Here is a 21,740-nt window from a genome sequence, read left to right on the forward strand (position 1 = left end):
GCGTTTCAGACTTCGCTATCTAGGGCGGCGATCAGGCGGTCAACCTCTTCGGGCAGGGTGTAGTGCAGAAGGCTCAGCCGCAGAACGCCCTTGGCCGGGTCTACCCCCATCGCCTGCAAGAGCCGCGGCGCGTAGAAGTCGCCGCCCCCCGCCAGAACGCCGTGCCGGGCAAGGCGTGCGGCCGCCTTTGCCCCCGGTTCCGACAGGGCGAGCGAAACGGTCGGCACGCGCCCCGCCGTCGCCTGATCAGGCCCCAGCACCCGAAGCTCGGGCCGGGCGCAAAGATATGACATCAGCGGAGAAAGGATCGCGGTCTCCCGCTCTCGGATCAGGTCGGCCACCATGTCGGCACGCGCGCGGGCATCACGCCCACCGCGGAAGTGGTGCTCATAGACCGCATCGACATAGTCGCAGATCCCGGCACAGGCCGCGACCTGCGCATGATCGGGCCCGGCAGGGGCGAAGCGCTTGACCGTGTCATCGCCATTGAACCCGTGCCCCTGATTGGGCAACTGGTGGGCCAGTTCGCGCGCAACGCACATCACGCCCTGATGCGGCCCGAAGGTCTTGTAGGCCGAGAACAGGTAGATGTCGGCGCCCAGCGCGCCCACATTCGGCAGCCCGTGCGGGGCAAGGCTGACCCCGTCGACGCAGGACAGCGCCCCGGCGTCTCTCACCATGGCGCAGATGGCGGCGGCGTCATTGACCTCCCCCAGAATGTTGGAGGCATGGGGAAAACAGACCAGCGCGACCCGGTCGTCCAGCAAGGCCGACAGCCGGCCGGGGTCCAGATGCCCGGTGTCGGGGTCGACCTGCCATTCGCGGATCTCGACCCCATCCTCGGCCAGCCGCCGCCACGGGCCGGTATTGGCCTCGTGATCCTGATTGGTGACGACGATGGCCGCGCCGTTGGGCAGCCATTGCCGGAACGCCTGCGCCAAGACATAGGTGTTGGCGCTTGTGGACGGTCCGAAATGCACCTCGTCCCGGCCCACGCCCAGATGCGCGGCAAGCCGGGTGCGGGCCTCGTCCATCTCCTCGCCGGCGAGTTGAGAGGTCGCGTAGGCGCCGTAAGGCTGCACCTTTCGCTCGTTATAGAACCGGTGCATCCGCCAGATCACGTAGCGGCAGGAAAACGATCCCCCCGCGTTTTCGGCGAAGACCTTTTCGCGCAGGTCCTTGTGTCCGAAGGCCGGAAACTGGTTGCGGACGAAGTCTGCATCGAAGGCGGCCATCGGGTCCCCGGACAGAAATTGGCGGTTAGATCCTCTCTAATCGGCGTGCTGGCCCGTTACAACCAGTTGAAATCTAAGCTGATCGGGCTAGCACGCCGAAAAAGCGGGCAGATTCAGCGTCGCTCGCTCATCAACCCCCGGAAAATCGCGAAGCACATCAGGAGCAACACGAGGGTAAACGGCAGACCCGTCGAGATCACCGCCGCCTGAAGCGCGGTCAGGCCGCCGCCCAGAAGCAGCACGATCGCAACCGCCCCCTCGAACGTGGCCCAGAACACCCGCTGCGGCACAGGCGCGTCGATCTTGCCGCCCGCGGTGATCGTGTCGATCACAAGGCTACCGGAGTCCGACGAGGTCACGAAGAACACGATCACAAGCACGATCCCGATCACCGAGGTAATGGTCGCAAGCGGCAGTTCCTTCAGCATCTCGAACAGTTGCACTTCGAGAGAGGCGTCCTGCACGGCGGTATAGCCATCCTGAACGACCTGCTGGATCGCGACGCCGCCAAAGACGCTCATCCACAAAACGCAGACAAGGCTGGGAACCAGCAGCACGGCGATCACGAATTCACGCACCGTGCGGCCACGGCTGACCCGGGCGATGAACATGCCAACGAAGGGCGACCATGAGATCCACCATGCCCAGTAGAACGACGTCCAGCCCTGGGCAAAGTTCACGTCGTCCCGCCCGAACGGCATCGACAGCGCCGGCAGGTTCTGGATGTAGGCCCAGAGATTGGCGCCAAACCCCGTCAGGATCGCCATGGTCGGGCCAACCAGCAGCACGAAGACCAACAGCAGGGCCGCCAGCCCCATGTTGATCTCCGACAGCACCTTGACGCCGCCATCAAGACCGCGAACCACCGACAGCAGGGCAATCGCCGTGATCGCGGTAATCAGAAGCACCAGAAGCATGGTGGAGTCGACCGCAGGATCGGCGTTGCCGTAGGGAATGCCAAGGAACGCGCGGGTGCCCGCCTCTGAATCGCCAGTGCCGAACAGGAAGGTCAGGCCCGACGCGGCTTGTTTCGCCCCCAGCCCAAGCGAGGTGGCCAGCCCGAACAGCGTGGCGAAGACCGCCAGCGTGTCGACCACATGGCCCCACCAGCCCCAGATGCGTTCCCCGAAAATCGGGTAGAAGGCGGAGCGGATCGTCAGCGGAAGCCCCTTGTTGTACGTGAACAGCGCCAAGGCAAGCGCAACGATGGCGTAGATCGCCCAAGGGTGCAGACCCCAATGGAAGATGGTCGCCGACATGCCGAGCCGGATCGCCCCGGTTTCATCGCCGGCCGCCGCCCCCAGCGGAGCCCAGTCGGTACGCACGCCGTCTTCGCCCACCGTGATCCCGCCCATCGAGGTCGAATAGTGGCTCAGCGGTTCCGACACGCCATAGAACATCAGCCCGATGCCCATGCCCGCGGCGAACAGCATCGCGAACCAGCCGATATAGCTGTAGTCGGGTGTCGCCTCGTCCCCACCCAGCCGCACATTGCCCAACGGCAACACGATCAACAGCAGGCAGAACAGCACAAAGATGTTGGCCGCGCCAAGGAAGAACCAGTCGAAGGTGCTGGTCAGGAACGGGCGCAACCGGCCGAACATGTCTGCCGCCTGATCGGGCAAGGCCAGCGCGTAGAACACGAAGGCCACGATGGTCAGCCCCGAGACCAGGAACACCGGATTGTGGATGTCAAAGCCGAACGGGCCGACGCTGCCCTCGATATTGTCCTGCCCGATGGAATAGTCGGTGTCGATCAGGTTCACCTCCCCTTCGGGCTCGGGAATTCCCTCGGGTGTCAGATTGTCTGTCATGAATTGTCCTTTTGCTATCGCCGGGATGGAATGACTGCGGCGCGCCTCAGTCCTCGTGCTCGCGCACAAGGAAGATCGAGGCATGGGCATGCAGCGCCAGCTTGCCCCCGTGGGATGGCCACACGTAATCGCCAAGGGTCGGCATGTGGGACCCCATCACCACCAGATCGGCGCCGATTTCCTGCCGGACCTCGCGGATCGCGTGATCCAGATCGACGGCGGGATCGTGGCTGACCACGGTCTTGGCCGCGGCGGTGATCCCGTGCTCGGACGCCTGGCCTTTCGCGAAGGCGTCAAGCTTGTCGGCGAATTCCTCCGGACTGTGGGCCACCTTTCCGGGCTGCGGCGTGGTCACCGCGACATAGGTCACCCCGATGCCGTAGTGGCGGGCGAGGTCTGCTGTGGCCTCCAGCGCCCGCGTCAGCCGGTCGATATGGGCCAGATCGACCGGGGCCAGTATGTGATTGAACACATCGCACTCCCTTTTGGGACGCCCGGAACGGTCTGCGGCGCAGCGCACCGCGCGCAGCCGGGCGCGCGTGTCGGATTTACGGGGAATGGTTCGTGTCCGCGCGATTTCCCCTGACCGAGAGCCTAGCAGAAATGGTTAACCAGACAACCACGGGGATCGGAATGGGTGCAATGCGCCCGACACCGCTTTGCTTTCAAAAGGAAAGGCGCCCTACCGAACGGCAAAGGGCGCCTGCCGCCGTTCACCGCGGTCAGGCGCCCCATTTATCGGTCTGTGCGCGGGCGGCGGTTCGGGCCGGTCAGGCGTTGACGTCGACGACCACGCGCCCCTTGACCTTGCCCTTCAGGATATCGGCGCCCAGCCCCGGCAGATCGCCCAGCGTCGCGGGCTGGATCATCGCCTCCAGCGTCTCCATCGGCAGGTCTGTAGCAATCCGGCCCCAGGCGCGCACGCGGTCCTCATACGGGCGCATCACGCTGTCGATGCCCAGCAGATTCACACCCCGCAGGATGAAGGGCGTGATCAGCGCGCCCTCGATCACCGCCCCCCCGGCCAGACCCACGGCGGCAACAGAGGTGCCGTATTTCATCTGCTTCAGCACCCGGCCCAGCATCACACCGGCCACCGCATCGACGCAGCCCGACCAGCGTTCGCTTTCCAAAGGCTTGCGGGTGACCTCCGCAAATTCCTCCCGCGGGACGATCTCGGTCGCGCCCAAGCCGTTGAGGTAGTCCGCCGTCTCCGGCCGCCCGGTGACGGCCGCAACCTCATGGCCCAGCTTGGCCAGGATCGCCGTTGCCACCGACCCCACACCGCCCGCGGCCCCGGTGACCAGCACCGGCCCCTGCCCGGGTTTCAGCCCGTGATCTTCCAGCGCCATGACCGACAGCATCGCGGTGAAGCCCGCCGTGCCCACCGCCATCGCCGCGCGTGTGGTCAGCCCGTCGGGCAAGGGCACCAGCCAGTCGGCCTTGACCCGCGCCTTTTGCGCATAGCCGCCCCAGTGCACCTCTCCCACGCGCCAGCCGGTCAGCACGACGCGGTCGCCGGGTTTGTAACGGTCGTCGGCGCTTTCCTCGACCACCCCGGCGAAATCGATGCCGGGGACATGGGGGTAATTGCGCACCAGACCGCCACCGGGGCCGACGCACAGGCCATCCTTGTAGTTCAGCGTGGAATATTCGACCGCGACGGTGACATCGCCCTCGGGCAGGCGGCTTTCGTCAAGCTCCTGCACGGCGGCATGGGTCTTTCCGTCCTCGTCCTTTTCGACGACCAGCGCCTTGAACATCTCGTTCTCCTCCCTCGCAAAACCTACCCGAGCAGATCGGGCATCAATATCAGATCGGACGGGGCGGTGGTGGCCCCGGCTGCGGTCAGCATCGCATGGATCTGCCCGCGGTGATGGGTCTGATGGTTGAACATGTGCACCACACACATCGACAGCGGCAGCGTCATATCGCGCTTCTCTGCCCCCGAATACCATGTCAGATCGCCGTCAAGGCTGCCATCGCGCAGGGCCTGCGCCCAGCGGCTGATCCGGGCATCGGTGATCTGGCGTTTGGAGCGCAACTCCGCCCATTCGGTGACGAATTGGGCGCTGTCCGACAGCCCCGGCTTCGGCCGCTCCCACCCGTCGAGGCGCGACATCCACATGTGATCGGCCCACAGAAGATGCGACAGCGTCCCCCGGATCGAGCCCCAGAACGCGCCGCCGTCAACCTCACGCGTTTCTTCGGGCAGGGCCCCTGCCGTCTCGAAAGCGGCACGGTTCTGCCAGCGGTTATAGCGGGCCATCATCTGGCACCACGCGGGCGTGACCACGGCGTTCTGCATCTGGGCCTCTCCTTGTTGGACTCCCCTTTTGGCAGAGCTTCGCACCCGATGCGACCCCCCATCATGTCCGCCCCACGATCCCCCTTGAGCGGTTCCCTGCCTGAAGCTACCGTGAGTTGAAACCAACCCAGCAAAGGGGAAGACGACATGACTTTCCGCACGGTGCTTGCCGGAACGACGGCCCTTTTCATCGGACAGGCCGCGTGGGCGGCGGATCCGGATCTTCTGGTGTTTGACTATTCGGGGTTCGAGGATCCCGCCTTCCACACGAAATATGCTGCAAAACATGGCCAACCGCCCAGCTTTACCTTCTTCGGGGACGAGGAAGAGGCCTTTCAGAAGCTGCGCTCGGGCTTTCGGGCCGATGTCAGCCATGTCTGCGCAGGGTCGGTCAACAAATGGGTCGAATCCGGCATTCTTGAACCCTGGGACATCGCCAGGATCGAGGCCTGGGGCGATCTGAACGCCGACCTGACCGGCACGGACGTCGCCGATACCGGGCAGCAGGTCTATTTCATTCCCTCCGATTTCGGCTCCACCGCCATTGCCTACAACACCGATGAGGTCCCGGCGGAGGATGTCGCCACGCTCGACGTCTTCAAGAACCCCAAATATGCGGGCCGCGTGACCCTGCCCGACAATGTCGATGATGCCTATGCGCTGGCCTATCTGGCAACCGGCACGACAAACTGGACGAACGCCACCGAGGCGCAGTTCAAGGCGGCCTCCGACTGGCTGCGCGAGGTGCATCCCAACCTGCGCACCTACTGGGTGGATCCGGCGGAACTGGCGCAGCTTCTGGCCTCGGGCGAGGTTCTGGTCGCCTGGGCTTGGAACGAAACGCTGCCGACCATGGCCGAGGAAGGTTTCCCGATCGGGTTCGCCCGGGAACCCAAGGAGGGCTCGTCCCTCTGGCTGTGCGGCTATGTCAATCTCAAGGATGGCGAAGGGTCGGAAGACAAGGCGTACGACTTCATGAACGCGCTTCTCGACCCGTCCTCGACCATGGCGCTGCTGGATGCGGGCTATGGCCACTCCAACGCTGCCGCGATGGATGGCGTCGGGTACGAGGCTTTGACCGCAGTCGGGCTTGGCCCGATCTCCGCACCGGTTCTGGCGCAACTGCCGATGCCGGGCGAGTTGCGGGAAAAACAGGCTGCGGAGTTCGAGAAGATCAAGGCGGGCTTCTGATTCCATTCTGACATGACCACGTTTCGACGCGCCGCCCCACCCGGGCGGCGCAGTCTTTCTGGCCGCACTTCCCCGACTTCTTTTTTCGAAACGTCGGGTCTTACGGTGTTCCCACGGTGCCGATGAAAGGCGGAATTCCTCCCATCGGCCGAAAATCGGTTAACACTAGGGTCTTTTCCCACCGTCCCGCTCTGGTAGAGTGAAAGCGCGCGACCTTGCGTCGCGCGCCTGTTCGCCACAGGTTCGCCCCAAGAACTGAGAGGTGACCGACATGACGACACATGTGCAACATCTGGCCTTTGCGCTTGCACTTCTGGGCACGCCCGTTGCGGCGGAAACGCAATTCGGGCCGCTGATCGACGCCCCCGGTCTGGCCGCCGCGCAGGACACGATCAATCCCCTGATCCTCGATATCCGCCCGGGGAAGGTGGAAGGCAGCGATCAGACCGTGTTTGAGGCGGGGCATATTCCCGGCGCCGTGGCTGCCCCCTACAACCTGTTCCGGGGACCGAAGGAAAACCCCGGACAACTGGTGCCCGAGGACCGGCTGACCGAGGTCCTGCGCGCGGCGGGCGTAACGAAGGACCGGCCCACGGTGATCGTGTATCAAGGCCGCGACCAGTCCGATTTCGGGTCGGCCGCGCGGGTCTACTGGACCTTGAAATCCAGCGGGGTCAGCCCGCTGGCCATCCTGAATGGCGGCATGAATGCGTGGGCTGCCGCCGGTCTTCCAGTCGAGACCGGGCCCGTGGCGGTCACAGCCAGCGACATCACCGTCAGCTTTTCCCACGAGTGGCTGGCCACGACCAGCGATGTCGAGGCCATCGTCGCGGGGCGCGAAAGTGCCGAGTTGATCGATGCCCGGCCGCAGACCTTCTGGGAGGGGAATGCGAAACATGCCGCGGCGACGAAACCCGGCACTCTGCCACAATCGCGCTATTTCTCGCAGGCGAACTGGTTCGGCGACAGCCAGCCGTCCTTCATCAAACCGGATCTGGTCGAAACGCTGGCCGCCCAGAACGGCTTTGCCCCGGACGATCAGCTCGTGTCGTTCTGCAATACCGGCCATTGGGCCGCGACCAACTGGTTCGCGCTGAGCGAGCTTGCGGGGATCGAGGGCACGCGGCTGTACCCCGACTCGATGGTCGGCTGGTCGACCTCGGGGCATGAGATGGCCAACGTGCCGGGACCGATCCGCAACCTCTTCAACAAGGTGACGGGCAAGTATTGAGGATGGAATGACCGACATGACCCTGACGGCGCGGCAGGCGCCGCGTCTTCGGGGCCGCAGCCTCTCGATCCTTGCCATTGTCGTCGCCGCGCTGACGGTGGCGGCGATGGCAGGGCCCCGGTATGGGCTTCTGCTGCTGATCGGGCTGGGTCTGGGGGCAACGCTGGAAGGTCTGCGGTTCGGGTTCACCGGCCCCTGGCGGCGGATGATCCTGTTCCGCGACGCAACCGGGATCGTCACCCAGATGATCTGTATCGGTCTGATCGCGCTGGCCGCGTTTCCGATGCTGGCGGCCCATCCGACCGAACTGACCGGGGCCCATGCGCCGGTCGGCTATGCGATGGTCGGCGGGGCGTTCGTGTTTGGCGCCTGCATGCAGATCGTTCTGGGCTGCGGGTCGGGTACGCTGGTGAATGCCGGCAGCGGCAATGCCGTCAGCGCCCTCGCCCTGCCCTTCTTCGCCATCGGCAGCTTCTTCGGGGCCTATCACCTGACATGGTGGACGGGTCTCGGCAGCCTGCCGGTGGCGGTGCTCAGCGGCACGACGGGGTTGGCCCTGACCCTTGTGGCGCTGGCCGCCGTGGCTGGCGTGGCGCTGGCAATCGCCGAACCGGGCAAGCGGATGATGCCCAAGCGACTGTGGGCCGCGGCATTGATCATCGCAGCGCTCGCGATCCTGCACCTGGCCGTCGCCGGACAGCCATGGGGCGTGGTCTACGGTCTGGGCCTTTGGGTGGCCAAGGGCGCCACGGCTTTGGGGGCGGATCTGTCGGGGTCAGCCTTCTGGTCGGCGCCTTCCAATCAGGAACGCATCGCCGAAAGCGTGCTGACCGATGTCACCTCGCTAACGGATATCGGGCTGTTGGTGGGGGCGGCGCTGGCCGCGTGGTGGCGTGACGGGCTGACCGCGCAGGTCAAGGGCCATCCGGTCGGCGCATGGATCGCCGTGATCGTGGCGGGGTTCCTGCTGGGCTATTCTTCGCGCCTTGCCTTCGGCTGCAATATCGGGGCGTTCGTCAGCGGCATCTCGACCGGCTCGATCCACGGCTGGGCATGGTTCGCGGCGGCCTTCGTTGGGTCGTGGTACGGGATCAAGCTGCGCCCGTTCCTTGGGCTGGAGGCACGCAAATGACCCGCCTGCCCGTCGTGCTGATCCTGCTTTGCGCCGTGGCGGGGTTTCTGGCCTTCGATCTGGCAAGCTCTCGCCCGCTCGACCCCTATTCGGCGCCGCCGATGCTGGCCCTTGGTTCCGGGCAGGCTGTCAGCGGCGCCCATTGCGCCAGCCTTCCGGGGAAGTGACGGCAACGCGTATCGCGCTTGAACCGCGGCCGCGGCGCGCTTATGTTCAGCCTGTCTCGCAAGGGACTATGGCGATAAACGCGCCCGTAATAAGCGGATCGGACCCGGGGGCGGTACCCGGCGGCTCCACCAAACATCCCACATTGGCGGGATCATGGGGCCGAAACAGGATCGACGGACGTCTAAAGGGGTTAGCTTTTGCCCGGTGAGCTACCACCGTTATCGGTGCAAGCATGATAGTTGCCAATGACAACCGTGCTCCGGTGGCGCTGGCTGCGTAAGCAGTCCGCAAAACCAAATCTAAGCCCTTGCGTCTAGCAACGTAAGGCGGGGTTCGCAGGCACCTGGCAACAGAAGCCTGCACTCTTCCCCGAAAAACATCCGCGCCATCTTTCCGTCGTCCGCCCGACTCGCGCCGATGCGTGACCGTTGCTTGAGAGCCTTCCACGTTCACGTCAATCCGTGCAGGTGCGCCCCTGAAACCCGGCATGGAATAGAAATCGGAAACATGACGGTCCGCTGGGATTGTCTATCCGCTAAGCCCTTTTGGTTTTGGATGATGCGCTGTGCGTGGGTTAAGCTGCCCCATAACACACTCCCACATCCCGCCGTTCTCCCCAACGCGAATTTCCCGTGAATACCCGTATCGCGGCGGCATTTTGAATGATACCATTTCAAACAGGGAGAGTATCATGCAGCAAAATTTTCGCACCACAACCGGGGCCTTTGCGGCGGTCTTCGCGCTTGCCTGCGCGCCTGCCAGCGTCCACGCCACATCCCTGAGCGACCTTGTCGCCGGGGCCACGCTTGTCCTTGACGACCTTGTCCTTTCGGATTTCGTGTTCATCGATCATCCGGACGCCAGCATCTTCCCCGATGACGTGATCATGACGGCCGACCGGATCGATCTGTCGCTGTCGGCCAGCGGCGAGGATGCGAAGCTCACCTTCGTGATCGATCCGCCAACCGGGCTTTCAATCGGTGGCAGCCTTGGGTTTTTCGAGTTCGCGGTGGATTTCACCGCCTCGGTGGTCGCGCCGTCCCCCCGCACGATCATCGGCGCGGCCTTGGGGGACGGCGATCTGTTCGCCAGCGGCGACCGGGCAGACACGGCAGTAGAGTTCGCGCCGGGGGGCTTTTCCAACCCGGCCTTCGACACCATCGAAATTTACGAGGATCCCGGTTTCCTGGCAGAACCCTCTCGCACGGCCGATGCCACCGCCTTTGCCGGGACCAGCACGCTTCTGTTCGAAAGCAAGATCGACGGGATCACGCAAGCGGCGGGTGAGGTGGCGGGGCTGGGCACGTTCGCGCTGACCCTCGATCTCGACGGGCAGCCCCCGACACCGAACGTGCCGGGGCCGGCAACCCTGCCCCTGATGCTGGGGGCATTGGCCGGGCTTGGCCTGGTGCGCCGGCGCGGCTGACGCGCCGCGGGATAAGAGCTTCAACAACCGCAAACAGGGAGAAACCCGATGACCTATCCGACCAAACCGCTTTCGGCGGCCCTTTTGGCCTGCGCGGCGCTCTTGGCACCGCTGGCCGCGACGCCCGCCAAGGCCGGCGCCGAACCCTTCATCGGAGAGATCATGATGGTCGGGTACACCTTCTGCCCGCGCAGTTGGGCCGAGGCCAACGGGCAGCTCTTGCCGATCAGCGAATACTCGGCCCTGTTCTCGCTTTATGGCACGACATATGGCGGCGACGGGCGGACGACCTTTGCCCTGCCCGATCTGCGCGGGCGCGTTCCCATGCATGTCGGATCGGGGCCGGGCCTTTCGCCCTTCCAACTGGGCCAGAAGGGCGGCAGCGAGGCCAACACCCTGACCGCAAACCAGATGCCCCCACACACCCACAGCCTGAACGCCACCACGGCAGACGGGGGCAGTGGCGATCCGACCGGCAACCTGATGGCCGGCACCGGGCGAACGGAAATCTACGCCGCCGGTTCGCCCAATGCGCAGATGTCCCGCGCGGCCGTCGGGTCCGCCGGCGGCGGACAGGCGGTCAACAACATGCAACCGTTCCAGGTGCTGCGCTTCTGCGTCGCGCTGCAGGGCATCTTCCCGTCGCGAAACTGACGGTGGACCACCTGCTCCGGCCCATGTTCACGCTTCGCTAACCGTTTTGCGGGACAACGCAAACGTCAAGCGTGAGGCTGGAAAGCATGGGCCGGATCAGACAACTGGAAGCGTGGTATCGTCGCGTCTACATCGACGGGGACATGGACGCCGTCGGCGATCTTTTCACCGAGAACATGCAGGAACAGGGCCTGATGCCGGGCATGCAGGTCAATCCTGCAGAGTTACAGGTTTTCGCCACGGCCCTTGTTCATCTGGTAGAGGACCCGTCCATCCGGATCGTCAAGGCCATCGAGTCCGATGACTGGCTGTGCGCTCTGATCGAAACCGGGGGCACGCGGCCCGACGATGGCCGCCCTGTCCGCGCGATGGGTCAGCTTATGGCCCGGTTTGAGGGTGACCGCATTGCCGAAGCCTATAACAGCTTCGATTTCATTCACCTGTTCGAGCAACTCGGGCTGCTGCCCGAGGACAGCGTCGCCATCGGGATGAGCGGCCAGAAAATCGGCTGACCGCCGCGCATGTCATGGCCGTGCCGCAATCGCGCGGCTATGTATCGGACATGGCCGGACCTACGCTGCCCGAGTTGACCCGCGTCTTCGCCCGTATCGGCATGCTGTCCTTCGGCGGACCGGCAGCGCAGATCGGTCTGATGCATCGGGAGCTTGTCGAAACCCGCAATTGGCTGGACGAAGACAGGTTCCTGCGGGCGCTCAGCTTCTGCATGCTTTTGCCCGGCCCCGAGGCGATGCAACTGGCGACCTATGCCGGTTGGCGCCTGAAAGGCACGACCGGCGGGCTGGTTGCCGGCAGCCTGTTCGTGATCCCCGGGGCACTGATCGTTCTTGTCCTTGCCGCGGCCTATGCCCGATGGGGCGACGTACCGCTGGTGCAATCGCTGTTTCTGGGCGTGCAGGCGACGGTTGTGGTGGTCGTGTTGCAGGCCCTTGCCCGGCTGGGGCGGAAGGCCCTGAAGACACCGGCGCGATGGGCTCTTGCGGGTCTGTCCTTCGGTGCCCTTTACGCGCTGACGCTGCCGTTTCCCCTGATCATCGCGCTGGCCGCGGGCTATGGCTATCTCACCGCGCAGGGTGCGCCGGTACCGCGCACCGCGGGCGTGCCCCACCGCGGCAACACGGGCCGCACCGCGTTGACATGGGCCGGTCTGTGGCTTGGGCCGGTCGCGGCGCTCTGGCTCTTTGCCGATGGCATTCTTGCCCAAATCGCCCTCTTCTTTTCCAAACTGGCCATCCTGACCTTCGGGGGCGCTTACGCGGTCTTGGCGTGGATGGCGCAGGAGGTCGTGGCGCAGAAGGGATGGCTAACCCCCGATCAGATGATCGATGCGCTGGGCCTTGCCGAAACCACGCCGGGGCCGCTGATCCTCGTGACCCAGTTCGTGGGGTTCCTGGCAGGGCATCAGGCGGGCGGCCTTTGGCTTGCCGTGGCTGCGGCGCTGGTCACGCTTTGGGTGACCTTCGTGCCGTGTTTCCTTTGGATCTTCACCGGCGCGCCCTTCATCGACCGCTTGGCCGGATTTCCGCGCCTGTCAGCGGCCCTTGACGCTGTGACGGCCGCGGTTGTCGGCGTGATCCTGAACCTGTCGCTGTGGTTTGCCGCCCATGTCGCCTTTGGCGAGTTGACCACCGTGACGGCCGGCATCTTTCACCTGACCGTCCCGGTCTGGAGCAGTTTCGAACCGCAAGCGGCCATCCTTGCCGGGTTGGCGGCCGTTCTGCTGGTCGGCCTGCGCTGGCCCCTGCCCGTGGTGCTGATCCTGATGGCGGCGGCGGGCGTCGCGCTCTGAAGGGCAAATTTTGCGCACCCCCTTTCCCTGTCATCCGAATCCCCTATGCTAGGATCAGTTCAACCCAAAGGGTTTCCCACGATGACCGACCGGATCGATTACGGCAATCTGATGCATGAGGCCATGCGCGGCCTGATCCGCAGGGTTCTGAGCGATGTCGAAGCGGGCGGACTGCCGGGGGAGCACCACTTCTTCATCACGCTCGACACAACTTATCCGGGTGTCGCGATCGCCGATTGGCTGCGCGAACGCTATCCGGACGAAATGACGGTGGTGATCCAGCACTGGTACGAAAACCTTGAGGTCGACGAAGACGGGTTTTCGGTGACGCTCAATTTCGGCGACAGCCCCGAACCGCTTTACATCCCGTTCGATGCGATCCGCACCTTCGTTGACCCGTCCGTCGAATTCGGCCTGCGGTTTGAAACGCAGGACAGCGGCGACGACGATGAGGATGACTTCGAGGACGACGAAGCCGCCCCCGAAGTCGTCGAGGCCGAGGAAGACCGCGGCGCGGCCGAAGTCGTCAGCCTCGACAAGTTCCGCAAGTAATCACTCCCCCCGATCCTTCAGGATCAGGCCGAACAGACGCCCCTTGACCGTCCAGCTGACGCCAAAGGCCCAAAGTGCCGCGGCCTCGCACCAGAAGGTCATGTTCCAGGCCGACCACCATTCGCCGGTAGAACCCAGCAACCGGGTCGCAAGACCGTTGATCCCCATCGTGGCCGCGGCCAGCAGGATCACCGTGCCCGATGCATAGTAGATCACGTTGCGCGTGGCCTTGACCCCGGTCAGCTTTTCGCCACCCGCCTTGGTCTGGCGCGACACGACCACGCGCGGGAACACGCGGAAACTGTACCAGGCGAGGAACCCGAAAAGCACGCTGGCGCTGATATAGTGCACGTTGTCCACGCCCGGGAACAACTGGAACGTCGCGACCGCGCCGGCGGGGTCGACAGTCGTCCCCGGTGCGACCTGCCCCGGCAGTTCCAACACCGCGCGGGCAAGGAACGCGCCTTGGTCGACACAGCCATGACCCGTGGTCGGAAACAGGGCAACACCCAAGGCCCCCAGCCCGGCCAGCGAGGCAAGCACGTTTTCCCAGATGTTCTGCCCCCGATAGGCGAACAGGAAGGTCGCGATAGAGGACAGCGACACCAACAGAACGATGCCGAGGAACGGTTCGTAGTAATAGTGGCTGATCGAGTCGCGGAAACAGATCCCGAATTGCCTGGGCGCCCAAAGCATCACCCAAGGCATCGCGAAAGCTACCAGTCCCACCAGCGTGGCAAGCACCCGCTGATTGATGGAGTAGTGTGGGCTTTCCGTGGGATAGTAGCTGGGAGTCGGTTGATAGGTTTCGGTGGCCAGATTACGCAAGAGCGCCATGACATCTTCCCCCTCAAGGTTGATCCGCGCGCAATTGTAAAGGTCGAAGGCCGCCAGTATAGCATGGGCGCGAACGAGGACAGAGAGGGAATTCGATGACCGCCACCCGCACCGAGACCGACAGCTTCGGCCCGCTGGACGTGCCCGCCGACAAGTATTGGGGCGCCCAGACCCAGCGCAGCCTGATGAACTTTCCCATCGGCTGGGAACAACAGCCGGTCGCCATCGTGCGCGCGCTGGGGGTGATCAAGCAGGCCTGTGCCGAAGCGAACATGGCACTGGGAAACCTGGATGAAACCCGCGGCAAGGCCATCGTTCAGGCGGCCTCCGAGGTCGTGGCGGGCAAGTTCGACGACAACTTTCCGCTGGTCGTCTGGCAGACCGGATCGGGCACCCAGTCGAACATGAATGCCAACGAGGTGATCGCCAACCGCGCGATCGAGATCCTGGGCGGCACCATCGGATCGAAGGACCCGGTACATCCCAACGACCACTGCAACATGGGCCAGTCGTCCAACGACACCTTCCCCACGGCGATGCATATCGCCGCCGCGATGACGGCGCGCGATGTCCTGCTGCCGGGGCTGGAAAAGCTGGCCGCCGGGTTGGAGGCCAAGTCCGAGGAATTCAAGGACATCATCAAGATCGGCCGAACCCACACGCAAGACGCCACCCCCCTGACGCTGGGGCAGGAATTCTCCGGCTATGCCCATCAGATCCGGCAGGGGATCGCGCGGGTTCAGGCCGCCCTGCCCGGCATCTACGAACTGGCCCAGGGCGGCACCGCCGTCGGCACCGGGCTGAACACGAAAAAGGGCTGGGGAGAGTCGGTCGCCGCCAACATGGCGCGCATCACCGGCCTGCCCTTCGTCACGGCCCCCAACAAGTTCGAGGCGCTGGCCGCCCATGATGCGATGGTGTTCATGTCGGGCGCTTTGGCGACCGTGGCCGGGTCCTGCTACAAGATCGCGAACGACATCCGGTTCCTCGGCTCCGGCCCCCGGTCCGGGCTTGGCGAACTGATCCTGCCGGAAAACGAACCCGGGTCGTCCATCATGCCGGGCAAGGTGAACCCCACGCAGGCAGAGGCGATGACGCAAGTTGCGGCCCATGTCATGGGCAACGACGCCGCGATCAAGTTCGCCGGCAGCCAGGGCCATTTCGAACTGAACGTCTACAACCCGATGATGGCCTATAACCTGCTGCAGTCGATGCAATTGCTGGGCGATGTCGCCGACAGCTTCACCGAACGGATGCTGAACGGCATTCAGGCGAACGAGGCGCGCATCGAAAAGCTGATGACCGAGAGCCTGATGCTGGTCACGGCACTTGCGCCCACCATCGGCTATGACAACGCCACCAAGGTTGCCAAGACGGCCCACAAGAACGGCACGACGCTGAAGGAAGAGGCGATCAATCTGGGCTTCGTGGACGAGGCGACCTTTGACGCTGTGGTCCGCCCCGAGCAGATGATCGGCCCCAAGGACTGAGCCGAAGCGCCCTGACGGCAAGGAACAAGCGATGCGCCCCCGCGGCGCATCGCCATCAAACTTCCCCCATCACGCGTTAACCATGAGGCCCGGCATGCTTTGTCGGATCTGCGGCATTGTGGCAACTTCATGGCGTAATGTGCTTAGTTCAACGGGGAGTTCCTCAACCATGAAGACGATTGCTACGGCAGTTGCTGCCGCAATTTTCGCCACATCGGCAAGTGCCGCGACCCTTTCCCACGATGCCGACGATTTCACCGGCACCAAGACGCCCGCCTTCGGCACGCTGGCCGATCCGGTCGCCACCTTCTTTATCGATCAGGGCGTCGACTACAGCTGGGGCAATGTCGAAGGCGTGTTCGCCGATGGCGCCGAGGGTGCCCTTTGCGGCATCAACGGCTCCAACTCCTGCGATCTGGTGACGGATGTCGACGGGCGTATCGTCGTGGCCGGGACCACGACCCAGGGCCTGACCAGTTCCATCATCGTCGAAGCCGGTTATGCCGCGGCGGGTTCGCTGACGCTGTCGGTCTTCGACGTGAACATGAACCTCATCACTTCGGCGGTGAACGGTTCGCCTGCCGGCCCGAACGGCCGTCAGACCATGTCGATCGATCTCAGCGGCTCCAATGACATCGCCTTCTGGTCGGTTTCCGGCGCAGACTCCTATGGCGTCAACTACGTCGAAATCGGCACCCCGGTTTCGGTCGGTGCCGTGCCGCTGCCGGCCGGCCTGCCGCTGATCGCCACCGGCATGGCCGCGTTCGCCGTCGCGCGCCGCCGCAACAAGGCCTGATCGCCAGCCGCCCCGGTCCGGCACCCTTGCACCGACCGGGGAAATGCGAAAACACTTGGCGCGTCCTTTCCGAAGGGCGCGTTATTCTTTTCGGGCGTGGGATGGTTCACATCCGCGCATGTTTCAGGTGAAGGGACAGACGGACCGATGACCGGCAAAGTCGTCAATCTGCGACAGGCACGCAAGGCAAGGCAACGGGCCGATCAGCGCGCCAAGGGCGACGAAAAGGCCGCGAAATTCGGCAGGACCAAGGCCCAGCGCGCAAAGGAAGAAGCCGACGCAATCCGCGCCCGCGACCATCTTGACGCCCACAAGCGCGAGGACGAATGAGCGGACGGCCGGTCAAACGCTCACTGACGCTGCGGGGGCACCGCACCTCGGTCTCTCTGGAAGACGAGTTCTGGGCGGCATTTCGCGAAATCGCCGCCAAGGAGGGCAAGCCGCTGAACGCACTGGCCGCCGAGATCGACGAGGCGCGGGGGCTTGAGATGGGGCTCGCCTCGGCGATCCGGCTATACGTATTGCGCCACTATCGCGGGCGGGATTAAGGCTTACCCCAGCGCCGCAAGCCCCGGGAATGTCTCCAGCAACCAGTAGCTGAGCGCACTGAACGCGCCCGTCAGAAGCGCAAGCCCCACCGCGATCAGAAGTGCCCCCATCGCCTTTTCGATCAGGCCCATATGCTTTTTCAAACGGTTCATCACGCCCATTGCCCGCTGGATGAAGAGCGCCGCCAGCAGGAACGGAATGCCAAGGCCGGCCGCATAGACCGCCAGAAGGATCGTCCCGCGGGCCACGTTGGCCTCGGACGCCGCAAGCGACAGGATCGCGCCAAGCTGCGGGCCGATGCAGGGCGTCCAGCCAAAGGCGAAGGCGAGGCCGAGGATGTAGGCGCCGAGGGCGGAACCGCCCCGATCGCCGGCGTCCAGCCGCGCCTCCCGATCCAGAATGCCGATCCGGAAAAGCCCGACGAAATGCAGGCCCAGCACGATCACGACCAACCCCGCGATCCGGCCGAAAAGCTCTTGGTTTTGCAGGAAGAACGCACCGAAAGCCGAGGCCGTGAAGCCAAGCAGCAGGAACACCGTCGACAGCCCCAGAACGAAGAACAGCGCCGAGATAACCGCCCGGCCGCGTGCGGCAACCCCCGATGTCAGATCGCCCATGGATATACCGCCCATATAGGCAAGATAGGGCGGCACGATGGGCAACACACACGGGCTGAGAAAGCTGAGAAGACCGGCGGCCAGCGCCACCAGCATCGCCGGGATCAGCCCCGCATCGATCAGTTCTATTCCGAACATGGCATTGTCCTTTCCCGCTGCGGCTTAGCCCAAGCCATCGCCGCCGTCACGCGCGCCACGCTCACAATACCGTGGACATGCCGACGCATGGCGAACCTGTCTGATCCGGATGGGGGATGTGTTTGGTCGGAGAGCACGGCGGCGATGCGGCAGGCCCGGCCCCGTCGAACGGGCCGGGCCAGTCATCGTGTTACCGGCCGAGCGACCACCAGCCGCGGCGCTTGGGCTTGTCGTCGTCGTCGCTCTCGGCCGTTTCTTCAACGGCAGGCTCCGGCGCGCTTGCGGCGAGCGGCACGGGGTCTGCAACCGCCTCGGGCACGGGTGTGTCCTGCGGCTCGGGCTGGATTTCGGGTTCTTCTTCCGCAACGGCGGGGGTCGGAGTGTCGTCGGCCACGGTCGGTTCATCGGGCACGGATACCGAGACCTCTTCGCTCGTCACGATTTCCAGAACCGGCCCCGGCGTTTCGACGGCGGCCTCTTCCACCACAGCCGCATCGGGTTCGGCCACTGCTTCCACGACGGCCGGTTCGCCCTGCTCCGCATCCTCGGCGGCGGCATCGCTGCCGGCGTCTTCCGCTGTGTCCTGCCCGCGCCGCGGCTTGCGGTTGCGAGACCGGCGGCTGCGGCTGCGTTTCGGCTTGGCGTCGGCCTCCCCATCGCTGCTCTCGGCCGCGTCGTCGCCGCCATCCTCGTCGCCGGAGTCGTCTGTGCCGTCCTCCGCGGACTCGTCAAAGCTATCGCCATCCGATGTCTGCGAAGACTTCTTCTTGCGACGGCGCCGGCGGCGCTTCTTCGGTTTTTCACCGTTGTCCTGCACCGGGGCTTCGGTCTCTTCCGTTTCCGGCTCGACCTCCTCCTCCTCAACCGTTTCGATCATGTCGGAGGTATCGACGGAAATCACCGGCGCGCTGACCTCAGGCACCGACCGAAGCGCCGTCTTGAACCGTTCGATGGAGAAATCGGGCGAGATCAGGAACGGATCGGCCTCTACCCGGACCGACAGGCCATACCGGGCCTCAATCTGGGCGACATGTTCGCGCTTCTGGTTCATCAGATAGTTGACGATGCCGATGGGCGCCTTGACCAGAACCTCGCGCGACCGGCCGCGGACGGCCTCTTCCTCGATCTGGCGCAGGATGACCAGCGCAAGGTTGTCGTCGGACCGGATCAGCCCGGTGCCGTGACAATGCGGGCAGGGTTGGGTCGTCGCCTCTATCATGCCGGGGCGCAGGCGCTGGCGGCTCATCTCCAACAGGCCAAAGCCCGAGATGCGGCCAACCTGGATCCGCGCACGGTCGTTTTTCAGCTTGTCTTTCAGGCGCTTCTCGACCGCGGCGTTGTTCTTGCGCTCTTCCATGTCGATGAAGTCGATGACGATCAGACCCGCCAGGTCGCGCAGCCGCAACTGCCGGGCGACCTCATCTGCGGCCTCAAGGTTCGTCTTCAGCGCCGTTTCCTCGATCGAGCCTTCCTTCGTCGCCCGGCCAGAGTTCACGTCGATGGCGACCAGCGCCTCGGTCACGCCGATCACGATGTAGCCGCCCGATTTCAGCTGAACCGTCGGGTTGAACATCGAACTCAGGTAGCTTTCGACCTGATAGCGCGCGAGGAGCGGCAGCGGATCCTGATAGTGCCGCACATTCTTGGCATGGGACGGCATGATCATCTTCATGAAGTCCTTGGCCACGCGATAGCCGCGTTCGCCCTCAACCAGAACCTCATCGATCTCGCGACTGTAAAGATCGCGGATCGAGCGTTTGATCAGGTCGCCTTCCTCGTAGATCGGGGCCGGCGCGATGGATTTCAGCGTCAGTTCGCGGATCTGCTCCCACAGGCGCTGAAGATACTCGTAATCACGCTTGATTTCCGACTTGGTGCGCTGTGCGCCCGCGGTGCGGATGATCAGGCCGGCGCCTTCCGGCACATCCATTTCGGACGCGATCTGTTTGAGTTTCTTGCGATCTGTCGCGCTGGTGATCTTGCGACTGATGCCGCCCCCGCGGGCCGTGTTGGGCATCAGCACGCAATAGCGGCCGGCGAGCGACAGATAGGTCGTCAGCGCCGCACCCTTGTTGCCGCGCTCTTCCTTGACCACCTGCACCAGCATGATCTGCCGGACCTTGATGACCTCCTGGATCTTGTAGCGGCGCGGGCGGGGTTTGCGGGGCCGGATTTCTTCGGCCACGTCTTCCTCGGCGACGGACTCGATCTGGTTGTCGCGCAGGGCGTGGTCATCGTCGTCCCCGGCGGTGTCGTCCTCGTGGTCGTCGTCTGCACCGATGTCGTCGGCTGCATCTTCGGCGATCACGTCATCCTCGTCTTCGGACACCCGGGCGGATCGGGATGGCCGGCGGCTCCGGCGCGGCTTCGACGCCGTCGCGCCGGTTTCCGATGCTTCGTCCGGCGATACCAGCGCCGTCACCTGGTCGTCTTCTTCGTCGAGATCGACGACATCCATGCCCGGGATGTCCAGCCCGGGTTCGCGGCTTGTCACGGGGTCATCGCTGCGCGCCGCGGCCGCCATCGTTCTGGGCGGAGTGTCGTCGTCTTCGCCACTCCCGGCTGCCTCTTCCGATGCCGGTTCGGCTGCCGTGTTTTCCTCAGCCGGGGCTTCTTCCACCTCAGCCGGGGCTTCGGCCGCGTCGGAAACCGTGTCAGGCGCCTCGGGGTCGGTGACAACTGCCTCGCCCTCGGGTGCCGATTCTTCATCCTGCGCGGGGACATCCGCGACGGGTTCACCGACCACTTCCGGGGGTTCCTGAACGGCCGGTACCGGATCGGCAGCCTCCGTCACCTCGGCAACGTCCGGCGTATCGGCGCTGGCCATATCGGCTTCGGCAACATCGGGGGCGGCAACGTCGTCACCTGTCGGCTCGACCGTCTGCTCCAAAGCCGCGTCGGTCGCGACCGCAACGGCGTCCTGCGTATCCTGTTCCGCACCCTCGGTCGCTACACTCTCGTCGGAGGGCGCCGGGGACGCGTCGGGCTGAGCATCGCTCGACCGGCCACGGCGCCGCCCGCGGCTGCGCCGCTTGGGCTTTTCCTTCTCAGCCGGATCATCCTCGTCGATCTCGGCCGCGTAGGCCCTTTCCTCGGCCAGCAGGGCCTCCCGGTCGGCGACCGGAATCTGGTAATAGTCGGGGTGGATTTCCGAAAAGGCCAGAAAGCCGTGCCGGTTGCCGCCATAATCGACGAACGCCGCCTGAAGCGAGGGTTCGACCCGCGTAACTTTTGCTAGATAGATGTTACCTGCAAGCTGACGCTTGTTGACGCTTTCAAAGTCAAACTCGTCAACCTTGTTTCCGTCCACCACCACGACGCGGGTCTCCTCCGCGTGGGTGGCGTCGATGAGCATTTTCTTTGCCATTTTATCTCTTTGCACCACGGCACGACGCCGCGCCCCGGGGGGCGCAGGCGACATGGTGGTTGTCTTGTTGGGGCGCTGGCGCATAGCCGGTCGGCCCGGGCGGCGGCGCCTGGCCTGCCCTGTCCCTGCCTTACCTCAACCATGCGCTCCATCGCGGTTCTTCTCCGATGCCGCGCCGGGCGACATCCTTTGGTTTATCCCGGCCATAGGTCTGCGCCGGGGATTCGGGTGGCCCCGTGGGCCTGTCGGTCTGTTTCATGCGGACAAAGGCAGGTAGGTCCTGCACACCGCGAAAAACAGCAAAACTCGAAAAGATCGGCGCCGCACAATCCAAAGCGACCACCGTCGTTCGACCTTAGCGGTAGAAGTCGGTTGAACACAATGCTTTTTTCCTTAAGGAAAGCTGTCTGCCGGACATTGAGTCGGCC

The 21,740-nt window shown here is 64.5% G+C and carries 21 protein-coding genes and 1 other RNA gene; 14 read left to right on the top strand and 8 right to left on the bottom strand.

The window, feature by feature from the left end; all coding sequences use genetic code 11:
• Positions 1-5 precede the first annotated feature (5 nt).
• The 5 genes from RGUI_RS04480 to RGUI_RS04500 all read right to left on the bottom strand — a co-directional run bounded on the left by RGUI_RS04480 (position 6) and on the right by RGUI_RS04500 (position 5,357).
• Positions 6-1,235 carry an aminotransferase class V-fold PLP-dependent enzyme gene (locus tag RGUI_RS04480; protein ID WP_081531949.1) on the bottom strand — a complete coding sequence of 410 codons (1,230 nt, stop codon included), beginning with the start codon at positions 1,233-1,235 and terminating at the stop codon, positions 6-8.
• Positions 1,236-1,348: 113 nt separating this feature from the next.
• The gene (locus tag RGUI_RS04485) at positions 1,349-3,049 is read right to left on the bottom strand and encodes a BCCT family transporter (protein ID WP_081531950.1); all 1,701 of its coding nucleotides are present in this window, start codon (positions 3,047-3,049) and stop codon (positions 1,349-1,351) included.
• Between the two features lie 46 nt (positions 3,050-3,095).
• A complete protein-coding gene (locus RGUI_RS04490) occupies positions 3,096-3,521 on the bottom strand; it encodes a universal stress protein (protein ID WP_081531951.1) in 426 nt (141 codons plus the stop codon).
• Positions 3,522-3,819: 298 nt separating this feature from the next.
• Positions 3,820-4,812 (bottom strand): MDR family oxidoreductase, encoded by a 993-nt coding sequence (locus RGUI_RS04495; protein WP_081531952.1) that lies wholly within the window; start codon positions 4,810-4,812, stop codon positions 3,820-3,822.
• A 23-nt stretch (positions 4,813-4,835) separates the two neighbouring features.
• Positions 4,836-5,357, bottom strand: coding sequence for a DinB family protein (locus tag RGUI_RS04500; RefSeq protein ID WP_253798840.1), 522 nt, complete (start codon positions 5,355-5,357; stop codon positions 4,836-4,838).
• Positions 5,358-5,504: 147 nt separating this feature from the next.
• On the opposite strand from RGUI_RS04500, the gene RGUI_RS04505 reads away from it, so the two are divergent.
• The 10 genes from RGUI_RS04505 to RGUI_RS04545 all read left to right on the top strand — a co-directional run bounded on the left by RGUI_RS04505 (position 5,505) and on the right by RGUI_RS04545 (position 13,518).
• Positions 5,505-6,548 (top strand): ABC transporter substrate-binding protein, encoded by a 1,044-nt coding sequence (locus tag RGUI_RS04505; RefSeq protein WP_081531953.1) that lies wholly within the window; start codon positions 5,505-5,507, stop codon positions 6,546-6,548.
• Positions 6,549-6,819: 271 nt separating this feature from the next.
• Positions 6,820-7,779, top strand: a complete 960-nt coding sequence (locus RGUI_RS04510) for a sulfurtransferase (protein ID WP_081535969.1) — start codon at positions 6,820-6,822, stop codon at positions 7,777-7,779.
• Positions 7,780-7,786: 7 nt separating this feature from the next.
• A complete protein-coding gene (locus RGUI_RS04515; protein WP_081531954.1) occupies positions 7,787-8,911 on the top strand; it encodes a YeeE/YedE family protein in 1,125 nt (374 codons plus the stop codon).
• Complete coding sequence (locus tag RGUI_RS21675) at positions 8,908-9,078, top strand: hypothetical protein (protein WP_172841078.1); 171 nt, start codon at positions 8,908-8,910, stop codon at positions 9,076-9,078. The genes RGUI_RS04515 and RGUI_RS21675 overlap by 4 nt, the downstream gene beginning before the upstream one ends.
• 14 nt (positions 9,079-9,092) lie before the next feature.
• Positions 9,093-9,443, top strand: a transfer-messenger RNA (tmRNA) gene (gene ssrA / locus RGUI_RS04520).
• Positions 9,444-9,770: 327 nt separating this feature from the next.
• The gene (locus RGUI_RS04525) at positions 9,771-10,505 is read left to right on the top strand and encodes a VPLPA-CTERM sorting domain-containing protein (protein ID WP_081531955.1); all 735 of its coding nucleotides are present in this window, start codon (positions 9,771-9,773) and stop codon (positions 10,503-10,505) included.
• Between the two features lie 48 nt (positions 10,506-10,553).
• On the top strand, positions 10,554-11,159 hold the full coding sequence (locus tag RGUI_RS04530; protein ID WP_081531956.1) for a phage tail protein: 606 nt from the start codon (positions 10,554-10,556) through the stop codon (positions 11,157-11,159).
• Positions 11,160-11,230: 71 nt separating this feature from the next.
• The gene (locus tag RGUI_RS04535; protein WP_156882864.1) at positions 11,231-11,671 is read left to right on the top strand and encodes an ester cyclase; all 441 of its coding nucleotides are present in this window, start codon (positions 11,231-11,233) and stop codon (positions 11,669-11,671) included.
• Positions 11,672-11,721: 50 nt separating this feature from the next.
• Positions 11,722-12,966 carry a chromate efflux transporter gene (chrA, locus tag RGUI_RS04540; RefSeq protein ID WP_081535970.1) on the top strand — a complete coding sequence of 415 codons (1,245 nt, stop codon included), beginning with the start codon at positions 11,722-11,724 and terminating at the stop codon, positions 12,964-12,966.
• Positions 12,967-13,047: 81 nt separating this feature from the next.
• Positions 13,048-13,518, top strand: a complete 471-nt coding sequence (locus tag RGUI_RS04545) for an SspB family protein (RefSeq protein ID WP_081531958.1) — start codon at positions 13,048-13,050, stop codon at positions 13,516-13,518.
• Here RGUI_RS04545 and RGUI_RS04550 read toward each other — a convergent pair whose 3' ends face one another.
• Complete coding sequence (locus RGUI_RS04550; protein ID WP_081531959.1) at positions 13,519-14,355, bottom strand: hypothetical protein; 837 nt, start codon at positions 14,353-14,355, stop codon at positions 13,519-13,521.
• 95 nt (positions 14,356-14,450) lie between these two features.
• On the opposite strand from RGUI_RS04550, the gene fumC reads away from it, so the two are divergent.
• The 4 genes from fumC to RGUI_RS04570 all read left to right on the top strand — a co-directional run bounded on the left by fumC (position 14,451) and on the right by RGUI_RS04570 (position 17,189).
• Positions 14,451-15,845 (top strand): class II fumarate hydratase, encoded by a 1,395-nt coding sequence (gene fumC / locus RGUI_RS04555; RefSeq protein ID WP_081531960.1) that lies wholly within the window; start codon positions 14,451-14,453, stop codon positions 15,843-15,845.
• A gap of 169 nt (positions 15,846-16,014) precedes the next feature.
• The gene (locus tag RGUI_RS04560) at positions 16,015-16,641 is read left to right on the top strand and encodes a VPLPA-CTERM sorting domain-containing protein (protein WP_216640098.1); all 627 of its coding nucleotides are present in this window, start codon (positions 16,015-16,017) and stop codon (positions 16,639-16,641) included.
• 147 nt (positions 16,642-16,788) lie between these two features.
• Positions 16,789-16,971 carry a DUF4169 family protein gene (locus RGUI_RS04565; protein WP_081531962.1) on the top strand — a complete coding sequence of 61 codons (183 nt, stop codon included), beginning with the start codon at positions 16,789-16,791 and terminating at the stop codon, positions 16,969-16,971.
• Positions 16,968-17,189: a ribbon-helix-helix domain-containing protein gene (locus RGUI_RS04570; RefSeq protein ID WP_081531963.1), complete on the top strand. Its 222-nt coding sequence runs from the start codon at positions 16,968-16,970 to the stop codon at positions 17,187-17,189. The genes RGUI_RS04565 and RGUI_RS04570 overlap by 4 nt, the downstream gene beginning before the upstream one ends.
• Before the next feature lie 3 nt (positions 17,190-17,192).
• Here RGUI_RS04570 and RGUI_RS04575 read toward each other — a convergent pair whose 3' ends face one another.
• Positions 17,193-17,945, bottom strand: a complete 753-nt coding sequence (locus RGUI_RS04575; RefSeq protein WP_081531964.1) for a cytochrome c biogenesis CcdA family protein — start codon at positions 17,943-17,945, stop codon at positions 17,193-17,195.
• 190 nt (positions 17,946-18,135) lie between these two features.
• Entirely contained in the window at positions 18,136-21,312 is a 3,177-nt protein-coding gene (locus tag RGUI_RS04580) for a ribonuclease E/G (protein WP_081531965.1), read from the bottom strand.
• Positions 21,313-21,740 lie beyond the last annotated feature (428 nt).

The sequence above is a fragment of the Rhodovulum sp. P5 genome (assembly GCF_002079305.1).
In the GTDB taxonomy this organism is placed as follows: Bacteria; Pseudomonadota; Alphaproteobacteria; order Rhodobacterales; family Rhodobacteraceae; genus Rhodovulum.